This window comes from Pseudomonas sp. TUM25319, from assembly GCF_056388475.1.
Genome location: NZ_CM150751.1, coordinates 3,483,601 through 3,505,321 on the forward strand (window position 1 = coordinate 3,483,601; position 21,721 = coordinate 3,505,321).

The 21,721-nt window shown below is 65.3% G+C and carries 20 protein-coding genes; 10 read left to right on the forward strand and 10 right to left on the reverse strand.

Features of this window, described 5'->3' with window-relative positions; translation table 11 throughout:
* Position 1: 1 nt before the first annotated feature.
* Genes AC05QJ_RS16325 through AC05QJ_RS16340 form a run of 4 tightly spaced genes read right to left on the reverse strand, consistent with a single transcriptional unit; the run spans position 2 to position 4,157 of the window.
* Positions 2-457: a hypothetical protein gene (locus tag AC05QJ_RS16325; protein WP_476742359.1), complete on the reverse strand. Its 456-nt coding sequence runs from the start codon at positions 455-457 to the stop codon at positions 2-4.
* Positions 454-1,773: a phosphatase PAP2/dual specificity phosphatase family protein gene (locus AC05QJ_RS16330; protein ID WP_476742360.1), complete on the reverse strand. Its 1,320-nt coding sequence runs from the start codon at positions 1,771-1,773 to the stop codon at positions 454-456. The genes AC05QJ_RS16325 and AC05QJ_RS16330 overlap by 4 nt, the downstream gene beginning before the upstream one ends.
* Positions 1,770-3,527 (reverse strand): bifunctional alpha/beta hydrolase/class I SAM-dependent methyltransferase, encoded by a 1,758-nt coding sequence (locus tag AC05QJ_RS16335; protein ID WP_476742361.1) that lies wholly within the window; start codon positions 3,525-3,527, stop codon positions 1,770-1,772. The genes AC05QJ_RS16330 and AC05QJ_RS16335 overlap by 4 nt, the downstream gene beginning before the upstream one ends.
* Positions 3,528-3,554: 27 nt before the next feature.
* On the reverse strand, positions 3,555-4,157 hold the full coding sequence (locus AC05QJ_RS16340; RefSeq protein WP_476742362.1) for a CDP-alcohol phosphatidyltransferase family protein: 603 nt from the start codon (positions 4,155-4,157) through the stop codon (positions 3,555-3,557).
* Positions 4,158-4,343: 186 nt separating this feature from the next.
* Here AC05QJ_RS16340 and AC05QJ_RS16345 point away from each other — a divergent pair, with 186 nt between their 5' ends.
* Complete coding sequence (locus tag AC05QJ_RS16345; protein ID WP_476742363.1) at positions 4,344-4,598, forward strand: ParD-like family protein; 255 nt, start codon at positions 4,344-4,346, stop codon at positions 4,596-4,598.
* Positions 4,595-5,362 (forward strand): type I methionyl aminopeptidase, encoded by a 768-nt coding sequence (gene map, locus AC05QJ_RS16350; protein WP_476742364.1) that lies wholly within the window; start codon positions 4,595-4,597, stop codon positions 5,360-5,362. The genes AC05QJ_RS16345 and map overlap by 4 nt, the downstream gene beginning before the upstream one ends.
* Here map and cuyB read toward each other — a convergent pair.
* On the reverse strand, positions 5,337-6,806 hold the full coding sequence (cuyB, locus tag AC05QJ_RS16355; RefSeq protein ID WP_476742365.1) for a cysteate racemase: 1,470 nt from the start codon (positions 6,804-6,806) through the stop codon (positions 5,337-5,339). The genes map and cuyB overlap by 26 nt on opposite strands.
* Before the next feature lie 10 nt (positions 6,807-6,816).
* The gene (locus tag AC05QJ_RS16360; RefSeq protein ID WP_476742366.1) at positions 6,817-8,097 is read right to left on the reverse strand and encodes a dicarboxylate/amino acid:cation symporter; all 1,281 of its coding nucleotides are present in this window, start codon (positions 8,095-8,097) and stop codon (positions 6,817-6,819) included.
* Between the two features lie 168 nt (positions 8,098-8,265).
* Between AC05QJ_RS16360 and AC05QJ_RS16365 the strand changes: the two genes are divergently transcribed.
* Positions 8,266-9,180 (forward strand): LysR substrate-binding domain-containing protein, encoded by a 915-nt coding sequence (locus AC05QJ_RS16365; RefSeq protein ID WP_476742367.1) that lies wholly within the window; start codon positions 8,266-8,268, stop codon positions 9,178-9,180.
* 2 nt (positions 9,181-9,182) lie between these two features.
* Here the strand turns inward: AC05QJ_RS16365 and AC05QJ_RS16370 are convergent, their stop codons facing one another.
* The 4 genes from AC05QJ_RS16370 to AC05QJ_RS16385 are packed head-to-tail and all read right to left on the reverse strand — an operon-like array spanning position 9,183 to position 12,000.
* A complete protein-coding gene (locus AC05QJ_RS16370; protein WP_476742368.1) occupies positions 9,183-9,911 on the reverse strand; it encodes an amino acid ABC transporter ATP-binding protein in 729 nt (242 codons plus the stop codon).
* Positions 9,898-10,548, reverse strand: a complete 651-nt coding sequence (locus tag AC05QJ_RS16375; RefSeq protein WP_476747953.1) for an amino acid ABC transporter permease — start codon at positions 10,546-10,548, stop codon at positions 9,898-9,900. Before AC05QJ_RS16375 ends, AC05QJ_RS16370 begins: the two co-directional genes overlap by 14 nt.
* Positions 10,545-11,210 (reverse strand): amino acid ABC transporter permease, encoded by a 666-nt coding sequence (locus tag AC05QJ_RS16380; protein ID WP_476742369.1) that lies wholly within the window; start codon positions 11,208-11,210, stop codon positions 10,545-10,547. Before AC05QJ_RS16380 ends, AC05QJ_RS16375 begins: the two co-directional genes overlap by 4 nt.
* Positions 11,211-11,220: 10 nt before the next feature.
* On the reverse strand, positions 11,221-12,000 hold the full coding sequence (locus tag AC05QJ_RS16385; protein ID WP_476742370.1) for a transporter substrate-binding domain-containing protein: 780 nt from the start codon (positions 11,998-12,000) through the stop codon (positions 11,221-11,223).
* Between the two features lie 279 nt (positions 12,001-12,279).
* On the opposite strand from AC05QJ_RS16385, the gene AC05QJ_RS16390 reads away from it, so the two are divergent.
* The 7 genes from AC05QJ_RS16390 to AC05QJ_RS16420 all read left to right on the forward strand — a co-directional run bounded on the left by AC05QJ_RS16390 (position 12,280) and on the right by AC05QJ_RS16420 (position 21,677).
* Positions 12,280-12,984: a FadR/GntR family transcriptional regulator gene (locus tag AC05QJ_RS16390; RefSeq protein ID WP_476742371.1), complete on the forward strand. Its 705-nt coding sequence runs from the start codon at positions 12,280-12,282 to the stop codon at positions 12,982-12,984.
* A gap of 152 nt (positions 12,985-13,136) precedes the next feature.
* Entirely contained in the window at positions 13,137-14,027 is an 891-nt protein-coding gene (locus AC05QJ_RS16395; RefSeq protein ID WP_476742372.1) for a LysR family transcriptional regulator, read from the forward strand.
* 147 nt (positions 14,028-14,174) lie between these two features.
* Complete coding sequence (gene acnA, locus AC05QJ_RS16400; protein ID WP_476742373.1) at positions 14,175-16,847, forward strand: aconitate hydratase AcnA; 2,673 nt, start codon at positions 14,175-14,177, stop codon at positions 16,845-16,847.
* 122 nt (positions 16,848-16,969) lie between these two features.
* A complete protein-coding gene (locus tag AC05QJ_RS16405; RefSeq protein WP_476742374.1) occupies positions 16,970-18,022 on the forward strand; it encodes a lactonase family protein in 1,053 nt (350 codons plus the stop codon).
* A 73-nt stretch (positions 18,023-18,095) separates the two neighbouring features.
* On the forward strand, positions 18,096-19,412 hold the full coding sequence (locus AC05QJ_RS16410) for an MFS transporter (RefSeq protein WP_476742375.1): 1,317 nt from the start codon (positions 18,096-18,098) through the stop codon (positions 19,410-19,412).
* 159 nt (positions 19,413-19,571) lie between these two features.
* On the forward strand, positions 19,572-20,825 hold the full coding sequence (locus AC05QJ_RS16415) for an OprD family porin (RefSeq protein ID WP_476742376.1): 1,254 nt from the start codon (positions 19,572-19,574) through the stop codon (positions 20,823-20,825).
* 126 nt (positions 20,826-20,951) lie between these two features.
* Positions 20,952-21,677 carry a transporter substrate-binding domain-containing protein gene (locus tag AC05QJ_RS16420; protein WP_476742377.1) on the forward strand — a complete coding sequence of 242 codons (726 nt, stop codon included), beginning with the start codon at positions 20,952-20,954 and terminating at the stop codon, positions 21,675-21,677.
* Positions 21,678-21,721: the final 44 nt, after the last annotated feature.

Here is a 21,721-nt window from a genome sequence, read left to right on the forward strand (position 1 = left end):
CCTAGGGGAGGGCCGGAAGCCATGGCAGGGTGAGTACGGTGAGTACGGATAACAGCAGTTGCAGCCCCAGGCACAGCGCCTGGGCGCGCAGCAGGCGCAAGGCTGCGCGGCAGCGCGAAGGCCAGTCACGGTCATGGGCGTCGGGTTTCAGGCCAAGTTCGTGCAGTGCCTGGTCCAGGGTACGGGTGCGGCTGCTGAGGCGGCCGCTGTCTTCTGCCAGGCTGGCGATCAGGCCGGCATCCAGGGTAACGCGCACGGCAAAGTACTTCTGGGTAGCGCCCAGCACCAGCAGCAACGCGCAGAGCACACAGGTCAGCTGTGGATGGCTGACGCTGAGCAGCAGCGGTGTTAGGCCAAAAGCCAGAGCGAGCAGGCTGATGCCGTCGGACAGCCGTTCGAGTTGCCGGCCCCGGTCCAGCAGCCGGGCCGTCAGTGCCAGGCGAGCGTCTTCGATCATGGGCAGGCTCCGGCGTGCAGTTGTTGCAGCACCTGGCGGTGTGCCGGGTGCAGGACGATCCCGGGGCGGGCACTGCGGATCAGGCTTTCGGCGGCGTCGACATCGGCGCAACGGCCGCTGGTGACCAGCCAGGCGGCCACCGCGCTGGCACTGCGTGAATAGCCGAGGGCGCAGCAGACCAGCACGGGGCCGTTGTTTCGCAGCGTTTCGATGGCGGTAGCCGCTTCGCGGCACAGGGCCGGATCCGGTGGCACCAGGTCCAGGCACGGCAGGCTGCGGTAGTGCTGGCCGGGAGCAACCTTCACCGGGAGTTCGGCACAAAGGTCGACAATAGCCGCGAACCTGTCCGCCTCGCCCTTGGCAGGCACGCGCCCGAGCCAGACACCGTCACAGATTTCATCGGGCTGGGGATGACGGCGGGTCCACAACCGTGAATTGATCCGGGCTGCGGCGAGATAAGGCGCCAGTAACCAGCGCACCGCGCAGGACTGGCTGCCGTCCGCACGCTTCTGGAAACCGTCGGCACCGAACAGCAGATAGTTCAGCGCCACCAGCAGCAGGGCCAGCGCCGGCCAGAGCAGCCACAGCCAGCCTCCCTTGAAGCCGAAGGCCATGCCAGCGAAAAGCGCCGCGCCCAAGGCATAGCGCCAGGCCAGGCGGTAACGCTGCGGCCCCTGCGGCAGACTGGCTGCGAACAACGGCGGTCGGCCTTCCCGCGGCCACAGCCAGACACAGAAAAACCCTGCCATGGCGCCGGTGGGCAGGTCGATGAAGTGGTGTTGCCAGGTGGTCAGTACCGACAGCCCGATCAGCACCATCCACACATGCAGCAGACCACGCAGCAGGCGCCCCTGGGTGTGCCGGGCGAACATCGCCCAGATCACCACCAGCAGCGTGATATGCAGTGATGGCGCCTGGTTGTACGGCTTGTCGAAGCCCATCAGCACGTCGAACAGCCAGCCGAACAGCCCGCTCAGTTCCGGGCGCTCGAAAGTGAAGCGCAAGGGCCAGAGCAGGAAGCCGGCGACACAGATGAGCTGGGCGCTGAGCAGGCGCAGACCGTGGCGGTCCATTTCGCCACGGGTGCGCGGCACCAGGAAAGACAGCCCGTAAAGCAGGTCGATGGACCAGTAGGGCACGATGGTCCAGGGCCACAGCGGAATCTGTCGCTCCCAGGCGAACACCAGGCTGCCGACATCGTCGCGCTGGGCGGTGAAACTGTTGGCAAGGCCATAGGTGAGGAAGAACAGCGGCCCCAGCAGAAGCAGCCAGAACACCCCGCGCCGGATCAGGCCCGGCTCACGCGGGATACTCATTCGCGCACCCGCCGGGCGAGGCTGACGCTGAAGATGCCCCATTCGTCGATGCGCTGTTCCAGCTTGCGGAAGCCGGCGGCTGCCACCAGCTGGTCCATTTCCGCCTGGCTGCGCCGACGCATCACCCAGGCTTCACCGCCACGGTGGCTGGTGAGGGCACGGGCGATCATCTCCAGTTGCGGGTGCCACGGCTGGCCGGTGTAGACCAGGTAGCCGCCGTCCTCGACGGCGTCGGCCAGACCCGCCAGTGAGGCGCGGATCAGGTCGTTGCTGGGGAACAGTTCATACAGTCCGGAGACCACCGCGAGGGTGGGGCGCGGGTCGAGGGCGGCGAGAGAGGCACGGTCGAAGGCGTCGCCCTGGACGAAGCGGGCGATGTCTTCCAGGCCCTTTTCGGCGATCAGCGCTGTGCCCTGGGTGACGTTGAGGTCGCTGTAGTCGCGCAGCAGGATCGAGTCCGGGCGCTGCTCCAGGCCCTGCAGGGCTTCGAGGATGTAGCGGCCATGGCCGGCGGCGATATCGACGATATGCACCGGCTTGCCCTGCTGGCGCAACTGTTCGATGGCCCTGCGCAGCAGCTCCTCGGCGTGCACCTTGCGCTGGCGGATGCCGCGCCAGCCGATGGCGTCGAGGTAATTGCGATCCACCAGCTCGCCGAGCTTGCCTTTGCCGGTAGCCTGGTTGCGGTAGACGTAGTCCAGGGTGCTGCCGGAATCGAAGCCAGTGTCGAAACCCAATCGCACGCCTTCGGACAATGTCTTGCCCAGGCGCAGCGAGGCACGGGTGGCCCGCCAGTAGAGATTGCGCGGCGAATACGTCGGCAGCGGCGCGGCGAGGCTTTCGGCCTCGGCGCAACTCGCGCCCTGGCGGTCGGCGTCGAGCAGGGACGGGCGCTGCACCGGCTGCTGGAAGCACTGCACGACGAAGCGCCGGATGCGTGCCACGGCATGGGCGCGGTCACGTTCGCCGAGGGTGTCGTGGAAGAAACCGGGAAGCACATGCTTTTCCTTGTGCAGGGTGCCGAGACGGTCGAAGAACTGTTCCTGCGGCTTGCGCCGGACCACCACGTCGGCACCCGAGATCAGCACCTGGGTCGGTACCTGGATCGCCTGGGCGTCAGCCACCACGCGGTCGGCCGCTTCGTACAGGCCAAGCAGCATGTTCACCGAGATCGGGCGGGTGATCAGCGGGTCGCTGACATAGGACAGCACCCGCTCCGGGTCGTGGGTCAGCAGTTGCGGCTTGACGTAGCTGTTGACGAAGAAATTGCCGCGCCAGGCGCGCATCAGCTTCAGGCCGGTGCGGGCGAAGGGCACGTAGAGCTTGATGCTGAAGGCCGGCGAAGCCAGCACCAGGCAGCGGACTTTCGGGGCGTAGTCGTGGGCCCAGGTGGCTACCAGCACCGCGCCGACGCTCTGGGCCAGCACCGCCACGTCTTCTTCGGCGATGTCGTGCTGGTGGCCGATGTGCTCGATGAAGGTCTGCACGTCGCGCACGCTGGTGGCAAAGCCCGGACTGTCGCCACGGGCGCCGGGAGACTGGCCATGGCCGCGGGCGTCCCAGGCGAAGAAGTCGTGGTCCGGCAGGTTCAGCTCTTCCACCAGGTGGGCCATGCGCCCGCCGTGCTCGTGGCCACGGTGGAACATCACCACGGCGCGCTTGTCCTGGCCGGGCTCGCGCTGGGCAGGCCAGTGGCGGTAGTGCAGCTCGACGCCGTCATGAGTGGTGAAATGCAGCGATTGCGCCTGGCGCATGGGACACATCCTTATCCAGCGGGGAAGTCAGCGGGTTTCGTCGAGACCGTGGCGTACCCGGTTATAGAGCGTATAGAAAGAAAGCAGCAGGACCACCAGCAACACGCCATCGATCCAGGGGGCAGGCACGGCAAAAGCCACGGCCAGGCCGAGGGCACCGAAGACGAAGGCGCGGTCGCTCTTGCCCATGGGGCCGTCGTAGCGGCGCGAGGCGCCGGCCAGCGGACCCATGACGCCGGCGTATTCGCTGAGCAGCGCGGCCAGTACCACCAGCACCACCAGCAGCGGCGAGACCCCGGGCAACAGGGCGAAGGGCAGGTAGAGCGCGGCATCGGCGACCAGGTCGCAGAGTTCGTTGAGGTAGGCACCCAGGCGCGATTGCTGGCCGAATTCGCGGGCGAGCATGCCGTCCACCGCGTTCAGCGCCATGCGCAGCAGCATCCACAACGGCAGCAGGGCGAACAGCCAGGCGTGCTGGCTGCCCCAGGCCAGCAACAGGCCCAGCAGGACCGAGACGAGCGCGGCGGCGAGAGTGACCTGGTTGGCGGTGACGCCGTGTTGATGGAGACGGCTGACGCCGGGGCGCAGCAGCGCCTGGAAGCGGGGCTTGAGCTGGTAGATGGAGGGCACGCGGCAGATTTCCTTGGTCTGGCGGAACACGGGATTCGGCGGGCCGGCCGGCCCTGCAAGTAAAGCGTAAGCGGGAAACTGTGCTTTGCCAGCGAATCGCCGTACAGCGGATCAAGCGGGAAATGTTACCTGGTGCAAGTTTTCGGCTAATATACGAAACATCGACGTTTCGTATAGGAATTTTCTGTGGGTATTGTAAAGATCTCAGAATCCATGCATGAGAGCCTTCGCGTAGCGAGCACTGCGCTCAGCCGCTCCATCAACGCGCAGGCTGAACACTGGATGCGCATCGGCATGCTTGCCGAACTGCATCCTGACCTGAACCACAACGAAATCTGCCGCCTGCTGATCCAGGCTGAACAACAGGGCGGCCTGGACCTGAAGCGGGTCTGCGCGCTGGACGGCACACCCTTGCCGCGCGCCATGGAGGCCCAGCATTGAGACAGATCACCCTGCATACCCCTGAACAGATCGCCCAGGCCCGTGTGGCTGCGGAACTTGCCGCCGATGTGCTGGCGATGATCACGCCCCATGTCCGTCCCGGCGTGACGACCGACGAGCTGGATCGCATCTGCCACGACTATATCGTCAACGTGCAGAAGGCCATTCCGGCCAACGTCGGCTACCACGGCTTCCCCAAGACCATCTGCGCCTCGGTCAACGAGGTGATCTGCCATGGCATTCCGTCCAGCCGCACCTTGCGCGACGGTGACATCATCAATATCGATACCGCCGTGATCAAGGATGGCTGGTACGGTGATACCAGTCGCATGTACTGCGTCGGCAACGTCAGCGAGGCGGCGAAAAAGCTGGTGGACGTGACCTTCGACGCCATGTGGGCCGGCATCCGTGCGGTGCGGCCGGGCGCGACCCTGGGCGATATCGGCCACGCCATCCAGTCCGTGGGCGAGGGGGCCGGCTTCAGTGTAGTGCGCGAGTACTGCGGGCACGGCATCGGCCAGGTCTACCACGGTGACCCGCAGATCCTTCACTTCGGTCAGCGTGGGCTGGGCATGAGGCTCAAGCCGGGCATGATCTTCACCATCGAACCGATGCTCAACGCCGGCAAGCGCCAGACCCAGACCCTGCCTGACCGCTGGACCGTGGTGACCCGCGACAACTCGCTGTCGGCGCAGTGGGAGCACATGGTGCTGGTGACCGAGGACGGGTACGAGGTGCTCACGACCTGGCCAGAGGAGCGCTGAGGGCCAGCGCCACGCAGCGGCGCGCCAACAGGGTGGTGGGGTCCACCAGCGCCACCCTGTGGCCGTTGAGCGTAAACGCCTCGCAGTGCTGCAGCACCAGCGGCAGTTCGGTACAGCCGAGGATCAGCACCTCGGCACCGAGGTCGCAAAGGTGTTCCGCCGCCACCAGAAGCTGTTCACGACAGATGCCCTCGGTGAACCCGGCCTTGATGCCGCGCTCGCCGTAGATGGCTTGCATGACCAGGGTCTGGTAATCGTGCCCCGGTGCGATCAGTTGCAGGCCCAGGCGACCGGCCGCCTGGTGGTAGACCTGGCTGGCAAGGGTGCCGGACGTTGCCAGCAGGCCGATGGTCACGCCCTCGCCATAGCGGTCGCGGATATGTGCCACGGTTTCGCTGAGCATGTTGACGATGGGTACCCGCAGATGCGCCTGGATTCGCTCGACGAAAGCATGGGCGGTGTTGCAGGGAATGGCGATGGCGTTGGCCCCGGCGCTTTCCAGGCGCTTGCAGGTGGCGTAGAGCGCCAGGGTCGGGTCGGTTTCGTCGTGCAGCAGGTTGGCGGTGCGATCGGGGATCTGCGGATTCTGCTCCACCACCAGCTTGATATGGTCCTGATCCTTGCCCGCGGGTGTGCTGGCGACCACCTTGGCCATGAAGTCCACCGTGGCCGCCGGACCGACGCCACCGACGATGCCCAGCTTGAACGCCGGCCGCTCGAGGTCGCCATGCTCGCGGGTGGCGAAGCCGGCGTAGATCTCGTTGATGTCCAGCACCGCCACGCCGCGCCGTTGCAGGTCGGCGCAGACCAGTGACAGCTCGGTCATCCCCGGAACTACCCATTGCGCCCCCCGGGCCTGCAACGACAGACAGGCCTGGTGCACCGCTTCCAGCGGCACGCCTTGCAGATGACCGTCGCGGATGCCGTGCTCGGCATACATCGCGGCCATCAGGGTGGCCTGCTCGTGCTCGTCGGGGTAGATGATGACGTATCGCTCGCCGAAGTAGCGTTCGAACAGCCCCGAGTGACGGACAAAGTCCGAGGCGATGACCCCGAGGACAGTACCCGGTTCGGCAACATGCGCGAGGTGCTGGCGCAGGGCGTCCATCATGTCCAGCAACTGCACGCCGAGTTCATCCTGCAGCTCCTCGCGGAAGGTGTGGCTGGCGAAGCAGGGCAGCAATACCGCATCGACCCCGCTGGCTTCGAACGACTGGCAGACCTGGAACACATAGAACTTGCGCGCGGTCATGCTCGCCTGGCGGTCCAGAGGCAGCTTGAGGTCGCGGAACGGATGCTGCTCGAACAGGAAGTGGTATCGGTCCTGGTCGTTGAGCACCGCTCGCGAGCGCATCAGCTTGCTGAACAGGTCGCCGCCGGCCAGGGAACCGAGGCCGCCGACGATACCGAGTTTGCGCACAGCGGTCGGGTTTGGCTTGTTCATGGTTGTGCCCTCAGGCCACGGCGGGCGCGGGTTGGGGAGCGGGGGCAGGCTCGTCTGCCGGTTCTTCATGAGGCTCGGCCTTGGCTACCACCGCCGTGGCGATGCTGTTGCCCACCACGTTGGTGGCGGTGCGAGCCATGTCGAGGAACTGGTCGATACCGAGGATCAGCAGCAGGCCGGCTTCCGGCAGGTTGAACATCGACAGGGTCGCCGCGACCACGACCACCGACGCCCGGGCCACGCCGGCCATGCCTTTGCTGGTGATCATCAGGGTCAGCAGGATCAGCACCTGCTGGGTAAAGCTCAGGTCGATGTTGTACGCCTGGGCAATGAACAGGATCGCGAACGCCTGGTACATCATCGAACCGTCGAGGTTGAAGGAGTACCCGAGCGGCAGGACGAAGCTCGATACCCGCTTCGGCGCGCCGAATTTTTCCAGGGCTTCCATGGTCTTGGGGTAGGCCGACTCGCTGCTGGCGGTGGAGAAGGCCAGCAGGATCGGTTCGCGAATCAGTTTGCCGAGGGTGAACACGCTGCGCCCGAGGAACAGGTAGCCCGCGCCGAACAGCACGACCCAGAGCAGACCGATGCCGAGATAGAACTGGGCGATCAGCTTGCCGAAGTCCAGCAGCAGACCCAGGCCCTGGACCGTGATCGCCGAGGCAATGGCGGCGAACACGCCGATGGGCGCCAGGGCCATGACATAGTCGGTGATGCGGAACATCACTTTTGCCAGTTCGTCGATGCTGTCGCTGATCCGTGTGTAGCCGGCGCGTTTCACCGCCGCCAGGGCGAAGCCGAAGAACAGCGAGAAGACCACGATCTGCAGGATCTCGTTGTTGGCCATGGCCTCGGCGAAGCTGCGCGGAAACACGTGGCTGATGAACACCTTGAGGCTGAAATCGCCGGTGTTGACCGCCAGCGGCGTGGTGGCGTGCTGGCTGATGTCCATGTTCAGTCCGGCGCCGGGCTGGAACAGGTTGACCAGGCCCATGCCGATACTCAGGGACACCACCGAGGCGGTGATGAACCAGGCCATGGCGCGCAGGCCGATGCGGCCTACCGAGCGGGAGTTGCCCAGGCTGGCGATGCCGCCGACCAAGGTGGCGAACACCAGCGGTGCGATGATCATCTTGATCAGGCGCAGGAAAATATCGGTGACCATGGAGAAGTAGGCAGCGATGTCCTTCGCCTGTTGTTCGCTCCCTGCGAAATGATGGCAGGCCCAGCCGGTCAGCACGCCGAGGGCGATACCGAAGGCGATGCGGCGCGGAAGTCGGTTGTTCTTCACGGAGCGGTCCTCTTGTTGTTGTGCGATTGGCCGGATTCTAGGGAGGGATGCCGGGCGGCTTGATGAGTAATCCCGATCAGCCCATGCGCTTTTGGAATAGTTCGCTGAAATCGCTGCTGACGCGGGGCACGCGCGCAGTACACTGCCGCCACGCAGCGAGGTGACGGTATGCAGATCAAATGGCTGGACGATCTCTTGGCGATTGCCGAGTGGAAGAATTTTTCCCGGGCTGCCGAGGTGCGCTGTGTCACTCAGTCGGCGCTGTCGCGGCGTATTCGCTCGCTGGAGGAGTGGGTCGGCGTCGAGCTGGTGGACCGTGGCACCTACCCGGTGCAGCTCACCGCCGCCGGACGGATTTTCTGCGACGAAGGCCGCGAAGCCCTCGACGGGCTGCTCAAGCTACGTTCGGCGCTGCGCGAGGTGGAGCGCATGCCGGGTCGCTCGATCCAGGTGACGGCCGGCCACAGCCTGTCCATGACGTTCCTGCCGAAATGGCTCAACCAGTTCCAGCCGCGCAACGGCCAGTTCAGTGCGCGGGTGGTGGCAGCCAACATCCATGACGCGGTGATCGCCCTGGAAGAAGGCAGTTGCGACCTGATGATCGTCTATCACCATCCGCTGGCACCGATCCTGATGGACTCGGCGCGCTTCGGCAGCCTGACCCTCGGCCATGATGTGTTTTTGCCGCTGTGCGCCCCGGATGCCCATGGCCAGCCGCGCTTCCGCCTGCCGGGCAGTTCGGCACGACCGGTGCCGCACCTGGCCTACACCGCCACCACCTTCCTGGGGCGGGTGGCCGACATCGTCATCAAGAACGGCCCGACCGCCTGTTCACTGGAGCGCTGCTATGAAGCCGACATGGCCATGCTGCTGATGCGCATGGCCATGGACGGTCACGGCGTGGCCTGGTTGCCGCAGAGTGCGGTGGTCGATGAGCTGGAGCGGGGCAAGCTGGTCAGGGCCGGCGGCGAGGAGTGGAGCACGCGTCTGGAGATCCGCTCCTGGTGCGCCCACGCCAACCAGAACCCGACCATGCGGCGGTTGTGGAAGACGCTGGAAGAGGGCGCCCGGGGAGCGGTTTGAGGCTAGGCCACACTGCCAATGAAATTCGCCAGCTCCGCCGTCTGCGGCGCATCGAACAACACCTTCGGATCGCCCATCTCATGCACCTTGCCCTGGTGCATGAACACCAGCTTGTCGCCCACTTCACGGGCGAAGCGCATTTCGTGGGTGACCATCACCAGGGTCATGCCTTCACGGGCCAGTTCACGCACCACGCTCAGCACTTCGCTGACCAGTTCCGGGTCCAGCGCCGAGGTGATTTCGTCGCACAGCAGCACCTTCGGCGACATCGCCAGGGCGCGGGCGATCGCCACCCGTTGCTGCTGGCCGCCGGACAACTGGTCGGGGAACGCGTCGAAGCGGTTGCCCAGGCCGACCCGGTCGAGCATCGTCTGCGCCAGTCGGCGCGCCTCGGCCTTGGGCGTCTTCTTCACCAGTTGCGGGGCGAGCATGACGTTCTCGCCGACGCTCAGGTGCGGAAACAGGTTGAACTGCTGGAAGATCATCCCGACTTTCTGCCGCAGCGAGCGCAGGTCGGCGCGCTCGGCATCGAGGTATTCGCCGTCCACTTCGATGACGCCGTCGTTGATCGACTCCAGGCCGTTGAGGGTGCGCAGCAAGGTGCTCTTGCCCGAGCCGCTGCGGCCGATGATCGCCACCACCTCGCCTTGTTCGATGCTCAGGTCGACGCCCTTGAGCACGTGGTTGTTCCCGTAGTACTTGTGCAACGCGGACACTCTAACCAGCGGCATGCAGCCTCCTCTCCAGGTAGCGGGCACCCAGGGACAATGGAAAACACAGAATGAAGTAGCCCAGCGAGACCAGGCCGTAGATCAGGAAAGGTTCGAAGGTGGCATTGGCGAGCATGCCGCCGGTCTTGGTCAGCTCGGTGAAGCCGATGATCGAGGTCACCGCAGTGCCCTTGACCACCTGCACCGAGAAGCCCACGGTCGGCGCCACGGCGATGCGCAGCGCTTGCGGCAGGATCACGTAACGCAGTTGTTCGTAGCGGCTCAGCGCAAGGCTCGAACTGGCTTCCCACTGGCCGCGGGGAATCGACTCCACGCAGCCGCGCCAGATCTCGGCGAGGAAGGCGCTGGTGAACAGGGTCAGGGCGACCGCCGCGGCAACCCAGGCCGAGACATCGATGCCGAACAGGGCGATGCCGAAGAACACCATGAACAGTTGCATCAGCAGCGGGGTGCCCTGGAACAGCTCGATATAGCCGCGGCTGAGAACCCGCAGCGTGCCGTTTTCCGAGATCCGCGCCACCAGCATCAGCAGCCCGACCAGACCGCCGCAGGCAAAGGCCACCAGCGACAGCAGCAGGGTCCACTGCAGGCCGGTGAGCAGGTTGCGGACGATGTCCCACAAGGTGAAATCCATCAGCCCCTCCTCAGGATGAAGCGCCGGCCCAGCAGGTTGAGCAACTGCCTGACGCCGATGGCCATCAGCAGGTACATCAGGGTGGTCAGCAGGTAAGTCTCGAACGCACGGAAATTGCGCGACTGGATGAAGTTGGCGGCGAACGACAGCTCCTCGGTGGCGATCTGCGAGCACACCGCCGAACCGAGCATGACGATCACGATCTGGCTCGACAGCGCCGGCCAGACCTTGGCCAGGGCCGGACGCAGGATCACATGGCGGAAGGTCTCGGCGCGGCTCATGGCCAGGGCCGCGGCGGCTTCCAGTTGACCCCTTGGGATGGCCTGGATGCCGGCACGGATGATCTCGGTGGAATAGGCACCGAGGTTGATCACCATCGCCAGCACCGCGGCCTGCCACTCGGTCATGCGCACGCCCAGCGCCGGCAGGCCGAAGAAGATGAAGAACAACTGGACGATGAACGGGGTGTTGCGGATCAGTTCCACGTACACCGCGAACAGCCAGTTGAACGGCCGCAGGCTCCAGGCCCGGACCACCGCGCCGACGATGCCCAGGGCAACGCCGGCCACGGTGCCGATCAGGGTCAGCTCCAGGGTGAACAGCGCGCCCTTGAGCAGCAGGTCACCCTGGGCCAGGACCGCGGCGAAATCGAATTGATAAGCCATGGGCGCGGGCTCACTGGAAGTCGGCGGGCAGCGGTTGCTTCAGCCATTTCTCGGCGTTGCGGTTGAGGCTGCCGTCGGCCTTGGCCTCGGCGAGGATGCCGTTGACCTTGTCCAGCAGCGCCGGCTGCTCCTTGGCCATACCGACGTAGACCGGTGAGTCCTTGAGCTTGACCTTGAGCACCGGGACTTTCTTCGGGTTCTTCTCGGCGATGGCGGCCATCACCACGCTGCCGCTGGCGATCAGGTCGACCTGGCCGGACAGGTAGGCGGCGATGGTCGAGTTGTTGTCTTCGAAGCGCTTGATGGTGGTGCCTTGCGGGGCCACGGCGCTCAGCTCCATGTCTTCGATGGCTCCGCGGGTGACGCTGATGGTCTTGCCGGCCAGCGCCTCGACGCTGTCGACGGCACTGTCCTGCGGGCCGAACACGGCGAGGTAGAAGGGTGCGTAAGGCTTGGAGAAGTCCACGACTTTTTCGCGCTCGGGGTTCTTGCCGAGGCTGGAAATCACCAGGTCGACCTTGCCGGTGGTCAGGAAGGGAATACGGTTGGTGCTGTTGACCGGGGTCAGGGCCAGCTTGACGCCGAGCTTGTCGGCCAGCAGTTGCGCGGTGTCGATATCCAGGCCGCGGGGCTTGAGGTCGGGGCCGACCGAGCCGAACGGCGGGAAGTCCTGGGGCACGGCGACTTTCAGCACGCCGCGCTGGCTGATATCGCCGAGCACATCGGCCTGGGCGCTCAGGGCGCCGCCGCAGAGGAGGGTGGCCAGCAGAAGGGAGCGGAGTTTGGACATGGTCATTACCTCATGGCGGATCAATGGGCTGAATCGAGTGTCCGGGCCATTGCAGCCGGCGTGCCATGCGCGGAAAAGTCCTACGAAATAACCGGGGGACGCGGGTTTTCGCGGTATTACTGGTCTGAACAGTTGGGCGTTGTCGCCGGTCCGCTTGAATCGTAATTGCCCCGAGAAAAGGCAATGTTTACGGGGCTGCGCCAGTTTGGGGCCAAACTTGCGTCAGGTGCGGGAAAGGACGTAAAACAGCGAATCTTTCGTTCCGACGGGTCTGACCACATGCTCGAAACACCCACCCGCAGCGCTGTTCCTGAGCAGGCCGTGCAGGCCATCCAGCAACTGATTCGCGAAGGCGGTTACCAGGCCGGCGATGCCTTGCCATCCCAGCGCGACCTGGCCGAACGACTGGGGGTCAGCCGCGCGTCCTTGCGCGAGGCGCTGTCGTCGCTCAGTGCGCTGGGGGTGGTCAGCGTGCAGGCAGGCAAGGGCGTGTTCGTCCAGGGCGCGAAGGTGGACGCCGCATCGGAGTCGTCCTGGTTTTCCTGGCCGTTTGCCCAGCAGATCGGCGCGGCGGACACCTTCCAGCTGCGCTACGTGCTGGAAGGCTTCGCGGCGGGACAGGCGGCCAATGCCCTGACCGCTGACGACCTGGACGAACTGGCGGCCAATGTCGAGGCCATGCGCGAGCAACTGCGTGCCGGCCGTTTCGAGGCGGCGGCGAAGCTGGACTTCGCGTTTCACCGGCGCCTCTTGGAAGCCAGCGGCAACCGGGCGATGCTGCATATCGTCACCTCCAGCGAAGCGATCTTCGCCGAAAGCCAGAAACTGCCGTTCATTCGTCCGGAGCGGGCGATGGAGACCTGGCAGGAACACCGCAAGATCCTCCGTGCGCTGAGCAGACACTCGGCGAGCGCGGCGCAGAAGGCGATGCAGGACCATATCCGCAATGCGGCGGCGCGCACGGGGATTGTGTTTGGCGGGTGAGCTTCATCGCCGGCAACGCCGGCTCCCACGGGTTGGTTAGAACAGTTGACCTTGTGGGAGCTGGCGTCGCCAGCGATGAGGCCGCCACTGACACCCCGCAGCCTGCAAAAATGCCCTAGACTCACCGCCCCCGACCCGGCCGAGCCCCGACCATGCGCTACGACCTCACCAGCCTCGACCTGTTCATCACCGTCGCCCAGGAGCGCAACCTCACCCGCGCTGCCCGCATCAAGCACCTGGCGGTGTCGGCCATCAGCAAGCGCATCAGCGAGCTGGAGGCGCAGATCGGTTCGCCGCTGCTGATCCGCAATGCCCGCGGCGTCGAGCTGACCCCGGCCGGGCAATCGCTGCTGTTCTACGCCCGGCAGTTGAAGCAGACCTTGGCTCAACTCGACACCGAACTGAGCGACTACGCCAGCGGCGTGAAGGGCCATATCCGCATCCATGCCATCACCTCGGCGCTGTCGCAGTTCCTGCCCCAGGATGTCGCCGGCTTCGCCGAGCTGTACCCGCAGATCCGCTTCGACATCGAGGAACGGGTCGGCTCGGCGGTGGTGCGGGCGGTGGCCGACGGTCGTGCCGACCTCGGCATCATTGCCGTGCAGACCGCCGCCCAGGGCCTGGAAACCCTGCCGTACCGCGACGACGAACTGGTGCTGGTGGTGCCCGCCGGGCATGTGCTGGCGGGGCGCAAGTCGGTGCCGTTTCGCGAGGCGCTGGAGCATGAGTTCGTCGGGCCGCACCTGGAAAGTTCGGTGCACAGTCTGCTCACCCACGAGGCCGAGCAGCTCGGTTTGCCGCTGCGTCTGCGTATCCGCATCAGCAGCTTCGACTGCATGTGCCGCCTGGTGTCCAGCGGCCTGGGCGTGGCGGTGCTGCCGCGCAGTGTGGTGAGTCAATACCAGCGCAGCCACGGGCTCAAGGCGGTGGCCCTGGCCGAACCTTGGGCCAAGCGCTCATTGCTGTTGGTGTTTCGCAAGTACGACGCGGCGTCACCGACCCTGCGCACCTTCATCGATCACCTGAAACTGTCTGGCGCCTGACCGTTGCGAGCGTTCTCCATCGGAGAACGCTGCCGTGGTAATTGATCAATTTTCATCCCGTCCTGCTGCTCCTAGTATCGGCCCCATAAACGGGTTTACGGCCTTGCCCGGCCCGTGAACATCATAAAAAGCCGAGCGATGAGCAGCATGACCGAGACAGCCCGCGACCTTCTTTCCACCCTGGTGATCGACCAGCAGAGCTTTGCCTACGTCGACCTGCACAAGCTGCTGGGCGCGGAGGCTCTGGCGCGCTTGCCGTATTCGATCCGCATCCTCCTGGAGAACGTCGCGCGCTGCTCGCCGCAGGCGCTGCCGTCGGTGCTGTTGCGCGCCATCGGCGAGGGCCCGGCCTGCGAGGTGCCGTTCCAGCCCAACCGCCTGATGTTCCATGACACCACCTGCCTGCCTGCCCTGGCCGATTTCGCCGGCATGCGTGACGTGGTGGCCGAGCTGGGCGGTGATCCGCAGGCCATGAACCCGCTGATCCCGGCAGTGCTGACCATCGATCACTCGGTGATCGTCGAGCGCTATGCCGAGGCCGATGCGGTCGAGGCCAACCTGGATATCGACTTCCGCCGCAACAGCGAGCGCTACCGCTTTATCAAGTGGGCGCAGAAGAGCCTGGACAACTTCGGGGTGATCCCGCCCGGCACCGGGATCATCCACCAGATGAACATGGAAGCCCTGGCCAAGGTGGTCTGGGAAAGCCGCACGGCCGACGGCCGGCGTCTGCTGCACCCGGACGACATGGTCGCCACCGACAGCCACACGCCGATGATCAACGCCATCGGCGTGCTCGGCTGGGGTGTCGGCGGGCTGGAAGGGCAGGCGGCGATGGTTGGCGAGCCGGTACCGATCAGTTTTCCCGAGGTGATCGGCATCCGCCTGACCAATGCCTTGCGCCCCGGTGTGACGGCAACCGACCTGGCCCTGCGGGTGGCCGAGGTCCTGCGCCGGCGCTCGGTGGTGGGCAAGTTCGTCGAATTCACCGGCCCGGGCCTGTCTGGCATCGACTGGGGCGCCCGTGGCACGGTGTCGAACATGGCGCCGGAGTATGGCGCCACCGTGGTGTTCTTCCCGTTCGACGATCAGACCCTGGATTACCTCACGCTCAGCGGGCGTTCGCCCGAACTGTGCCGCCAGGTCGTCGCCTATATGACGGCCCAGCCTCTGTGGCGCCGGGACGACCTGCCGCAGCCGCAGTTCGACGAACTGATCGAGCTGGACCTGGCGAGCATCGAGCCAAGCGTCGCCGGGCCGCACCAGCCGCACCAGCGCCAGTCGCTGTCGGCCGCCGGGGCGTCGTTCCGCAAGGAAGTGCTGGGTGGCGAAGGGTTGATCGCCGGGCCTGCCGCGGCCGAGTTTTTCGAGCCGTCCTTTGGCCAGGCGATCAGCCATGGCGCCGTAGTCATGTCGGCGATCACCAGTTGCACCAATACCGCCAACCCCTCGCTGATGATCCAGGCCGGCCTGCTGGCCCGGCGTGCCCGTGCCCTCGGTCTGCAGCGCAAGCCCTGGGTGAAGACCTCGCTGTCGCCCGGTTCGCAGGTGGTGGCCGATTACCTGGGCGAAGCCGGGTTGCTGGAAGACTTCTCCGCCCTCGGCTTCGACCTTGCCGGCTTCGGCTGCATGACCTGCATCGGCAACTCCGGCAAGCTCGAGGAGCGTGTCGAAGCCTTCGCCGATCAGGGCCTCAAGGGCGTGGTGGTGCTTTCGGGCAACCGTAACTTCGAAGGTCGGGTCAACCCGAAAATCCCCGCCGGTTACCTGGCGTCCCCGGCGCTGTGCGTGGCCTACGCCATTGCCGGCAGCATTGCCATCGACCTCGGTCGCGATGCCCTGGGGCAGGACCGCGCGGGTCGCCCGGTCTTCCTGCATGACCTGATGCCGAGCGATGTTGAGGTGGCCGCGGAAGTGGCACGGGTGCTCAAGCCGGAATTCTTCCGGCAGCGCCTGGCCACGGTCTGGGACGGCACCCATCACTGGCAGGCACTGTCGGCCGAGGGCAGCGTGCAGTTTCCGTGGAGCCCGCAATCCACCTACCTGCGTCGCCCGCAGTACCTGGCAGATATCCAGGCCGAGCCGAAAAGCAGCCTGGCGATCAGCGGCGCCCGCGCCTTGATGGTCCTGGGCGACAACGTCACCACCGACCATATCTCGCCAGCCGGTGCGATCCCGGCCAACAGCCTGGCCGGCCAGTGGCTGCTGGAGCGCGGCGAAGACCCGCAGGACCTCAACCAGTACTCGACCCGGCGCAGCAACCACGAAGTCATGTTGCGTGGCGCCTTTACCAACAAATCGGTGAAGAACCTGCTGCTCGGTGACGTGCAGCCGGGGCAGGGCGCCTGGGCGCGCAGCGCCGACCATGAGCAGGTGCTGCCGCTGTACGAAGCAGCCAAGACCTACGCCGGCACGCCGCTGGTGGTTTTCGCCGGGATCAACTACGGCGCCGGCTCCAGCCGTGACTGGGCGGCCAAGGCCCAGGCCCTGCTGGGCGTCAGGGCGGTGGTGGCGCGCAGCGTCGAGCGTATTCACCGTAGCAACCTGATTAGTATGGGCGTGGTGCCGCTGCAGTTCCGTGACGGACAGGGGGTGGAAGACCTGCAGCTCGATGGCAGCGAGGCGCTGGATTTCGTCGGCCTGGATGACCTGCGGGTCGGCGACAACCCGGTGTTGCTGGTGATTCGCCGGGCGGATGGCCGGTGCGAAGAGGTGGAGCTCGGCGTGCGCATCGATTCGCAGCAGGAGATCAGCTACCTGCGCCATGGCGGAGTGCTGCCCTATGTGGTGCGCAAGGTTGTGGCCAGGACCAAGGCCTAGTGTCGCCTGCAATCGCCGGCAACGCCGGCTCCCACAGGTTTCGCGCAGAGCCTGACCCTGGTGGGAGCCGGCATTGCCGGCGATGAGGCCCTGAAGAACAACAACGATTCCGGAGTAATTCCATGTTTGCCTACGTCGGCTCCCGCACCACCCGCGAACGCAACGCCCGGGGCGATGGCATCAGTGTCTTCGCCCTCGATCAGGAACAGGGCCGCCTCGAGCTCATCCAGCTCGTCGAGGATCTGGTCAACCCGTCCTTCCTCGCCCTCAACCGCGCCGGTGACCGCCTGTACACGGTGCACGGTGACCGCAGCGAAGTCAGCGCCTTCTGTGTCGACAAAGCCAGCGGCCGGCTGACCTTTCTCAACCGGCAGAGTTGCGAGGGCAAGAACCCGGTGCACCTGGCACTGGACCCGAGCGAGCGCTTCCTGGTGGTGTCCAACCACCTCAGCGGCACCCTGGCGGTGCTGGCAATCGAGGAAGACGGCGCGCTGGGAGGTCTGCAGCAACTGCTGGCGCTGCACGGCCCGGTGGGTCCGCACCGCGACGAACAACCCTTCGCCAAGCCCCATTTCAATCCGTTCGACCCAAGCGGCAGGTTCGTCCTGGTACCGGACAAGGGCCTGGACCGGCTGTTCACCTTCCGCTTCGACAACGGCCGTCTGCTGCCTACCGACCAGGCCTTTGTCGCCAGCCGCGAGGGCGCGGGTCCCCGTCATGTGGCGCTGCACCCGCAGGCCGCGCTGGCCTTTGCCATCAACGAGCTGGACTCCAGTGTCACCAGCTACCGCTTCGACACGATCAGCGGTGCCCTGACGCCGTTGCAGGTGCTGCCGTCGCTGCCTTCGACCTTCACCGGCAACAGCCGCGCCTCGGAGATCGAAGTGAGCCGCGACGGACGTTTCCTCTACGCCTCCAACCGCGGCTACGACAGCGTCGCGGTGTTCGCCATCGACACCAGCAGCGGCTTGCTGAGCCCGCTGCAGTTCGCGCCAAGCCTGGGCCGCACGCCGCGGTTCTTCGCCCTGACGCCCAACCAGCGCTTCCTGTTCGTGCTCAACGAAGACAGCGACACCATCGTCGCCCTGTCCATCGACGGCGACAGCGGGCGCCTTACCCCCAACGGCTTCTCGATCGCCACCGGCAGCCCGGTGTGCATGGTTTTTTCTGCCTGATCTACCCGGGTTTCGGCCCGGTTACTATAAAAACGCACGAGACAGGCGCAAGCTTGCTCTCCCAGAGGTCGCCATGAACAACAACAAGACACTTGATGAACACGCGATAGTCCGCAAGATCACCTGGCGGATCATCCCCTTCGTGTTCCTGCTATACATCGTCTCCTACCTGGACCGGGCCAACATCGGCTACGCCGCGCTGGAGATGAACAAGGAACTGGCCCTGACCAGCGAGGCCTTCGGCTTCATTTCCGGGATCTTCTTCATCGGCTACTTCCTTTTCGAAGTGCCGAGCAACGTGATGCTCAACAAATACGGGGCGCGGGTGTGGATCGCCCGGATCCTGGTCACCTGGGGCGCCATTGCCGCCGCGACGGCCTTCGCCCAGAGCGCCAACCAGCTTTACGTCCTGCGCTTCTTGCTGGGCGTGGCCGAGGCCGGGTTCTTCCCGGGGATCATCGTCTACCTGACCTACTGGTTCCGCTCCAGGGAACTGGCGACCACCGTCGCCCTGTTCACCGCAGCGATCCCGGTCAGCTACATCATCGGCGCGCCGCTTTCCACCTGGATCATGGATAACGTCAAGTGGTTCGACTGGAGCGGCTGGCGCTGGATGCTGTTCCTCGAAGGCATCCCCGCCGTGCTGCTGGGCATTGCCTGCTACTTCTTCCTCACCGACCGGCCGGAGCAGGCCAAATGGCTGAAGCCGGAGGAGAAGGAATGGCTGCTGGCCGAGCTCGAGCGCGACCGCCAGAGCCGCAAGAACGTCAAGAGCCTTGGCGTGATGAAGACCATGACCAACCCTAAGGTGCTGTACCTGGCGTTCATCTACTTCGTCTACCAGTGCGGCAGCCTGGGTGTCGGCTACTGGATGCCACAGATCATCAAGGGCTTCTCCGACAGCCTGACCCACACCGAGATTGGCCTGATCGCGATGCTGCCGTACATCGTCGCCACGGTGGCCATGGTGGTCTGGTCGCGCAGTTCCGACCGCCGCAACGAGCGCAAGCTGCATTCGGCCATCCCGCTGCTGGTGGCGGCCCTCGGGCTGGTGGGGGCGGGCATGCTGGGCAGCCCGGTGTTGTCGATGGCGATGATCTGTATCGCGCTGTCCGGCCTGTACAGCTTCAAGTCACCGTTCTGGGCGTTGCCGACCCTGTTCCTCGACCGCACCACGGCGGCGGTGTCCATCGCCGTGATCAATTCCATCGGCAACCTCGGCGGTTTCGTCGGGCCGTCGATGATCGGCGTGGTCAAGGGCAACAGCCAGAGCGCGGCCACCGGCCTGCTGTTTCTCAGTGCGCTGCTGGCGATCGCCTTCCTGATGACCGCGCTGATGCGGGTCAGCAACAAAGAGCCTGGTGAGCCTGTAGCGGCCTCGGCGCACTGACCAGCGCCATCGATGCGGTTTGGACCCCGACAAGCCAGCTCCCACAGCGTGGGAGCCGGCGTTGCCGGCGATGAGGCCCTCGAATCCCACATGTTTCTCTGCGCCAGGCCCCATCCCAAGGGCCTTGGCTGCCCTATGCCCATAAAAAGAGACCTGTCGATGCACAACAACAAGAACATCATCAAGACCCTGCTCACCCTGTCTCCCTGCCTGGCCGCCGGCACCGCCAGCGCCGCCGGTTTCATCGAAGACAGCAAGGCCAGCCTGCAACTGTCCAACTACTACTTCAACCGCGATTTCCGCGACGGCACCGGGCAGAACAAGCGCGAGGAGTGGGCTCAGGGCTTTATCCTCGACCTGCGCTCGGGCTACACCGCCGGCACCGTCGGGTTTGGCCTCGACGCCCTGGGCATGCTCGGCCTGAAGCTCGACTCCAGCCCCGACCGCACCGGCTCCGGCCTGCTGCCGACCCATGACGACGGCCGTGCGGCCGATGAATTCGGCCGGGTCGGGCTGACCGCCAAGGTGCGGGTGTCCAACAGCGAGCTCAAGTACGGCACCCTGATCCCCAAGTTGCCGACCCTGCAGGCCAACACCGGGCGCATCCTGCCGCAGACCTTCGACGGCGGCCTGCTGACAGTCAAGGAAGTGGAGGGGCTGACGCTCACCGGCGCACGTTTCGAGCGCATGACCGACCGTGACTCCACCAACGCCGTGGGCCTGACCCTGAACAACAAGAACCGCCGTTTCAGCAGCGCCGCCGATGGCGATGCGCTGTTGATCGGCGGTGCCGACTACGCCCTCGGCAAGCAGGTGGTGCTGAGCTACCAGTATGCCGAGCTGGAAGAGGTCTACCGCCAGCACTTCCTCGGCCTAGTGCACACCGTCAACCTCGGACCGGGCAAGCTCAAGAGCGACCTGCGCTACATGCGCAGTGACGACAGCGGCGCGGCCCGTGGTGGGCGGATCGACAGCGGCGCCTTGAGCGGGCTGGTCACCTACAGCCTGGCCGGGCATTCCCTGGGACTGGGGCTGCAGAAAATGAACGGTTCCACCTCGATGCCCTTTATCAACGGCACCGACCCGTACCTGGCCAACTACATCCAGATCAACGATTTCGCCGAACCGGGGGAGCGGTCCTGGCAGGCGCGCTATGACTATGATTTCAGCGCCATCGGCATTCCGGGCCTGACTTTCATGAGCCGCTACGTCAAGGGCGACCACGCCGAAGCTGCCACAGCCAGCGCTGCGGGCCACGAATGGGAGCGCAACACCGACCTGGGTTATGTGTTCCAGTCCGGTGTGCTGAAAAATGTCGGGGTCAAGTGGCGCAATGCGGCTTATCGTTCCAGTTTTGCCCGTGGCGCGGACGAGAACCGTCTGATCGTTTCCTATACCTTGCCGATCTGGTAAGCCCTCAGGGCCCTATCGCCGGCAACGCCGGCTCCCACAAGGATCGTGTGCACCGCCGGATCTGTGGGAGCTGGCGGTGCCAGCGATGAGGTCAGAAAGTCCAACATCAATGTCGGAGTCATGCAGATGCCCCCAGTAACCCCCGCCATCCTCACTGAACTCGCCCCCGACGGCATCCTCCGCGCCGCCATCAACTTCGGTAACCCGGTCCTGGCCCAGCGCGGTCCGGACGGCGAACCCCAGGGTGTCTCGGTAGCGCTGGCCAAGGCCCTGGCCGAAGAACTGGGCGTGACCCTGGAAATGCGCACCTTCGATGCCGCGGGCAAAGTCTTCGCCGCGCTGGAAGACAACGCCTGGACCGTCGCCTTCCTCGCCATCGAGCCGGTGCGCGAGGCACAGATCCATTTCAGCGCCCCCTACGTGCTGATCGAAGGCACCTACCTGGTGAAAAAAGACGCGCCGTTCCAACAGGTGGGACAACTCGACCAGCCCGGACTGCGCCTGGCGGTGGGCGAGGGCGCGGCCTACGACCTGTTTCTCAGCCGCACCCTGCAGCACGCTGAGCTTGCGCGGGCAGGCACTTCTGCCGGCGCCGTGGACCTGTTCATCGAGCAAAACCTCGACGCCGCGGCGGGTGTACGCCAGCCGCTGGAGAAGGTTGCGGCGGCCGATTCCCGCTATCGGGTGCTGAACGGTGCATTTACTGCCATTCGTCAAGCCATGGCGGTGCCGAAAAGGTGCGACAATGCCGCCGTCTTTGTAAGTGACTTTATCGAGCGTTGCTTACGTCAAGACTTCGTCCGTGCCGCTTTGCTGGCGACCGGACAGACTGACGTCAGTGCTCCGCGCTGACCGGTCGACACTCAAACCCGTGCAATCCCATTTGAGGTAGCAAG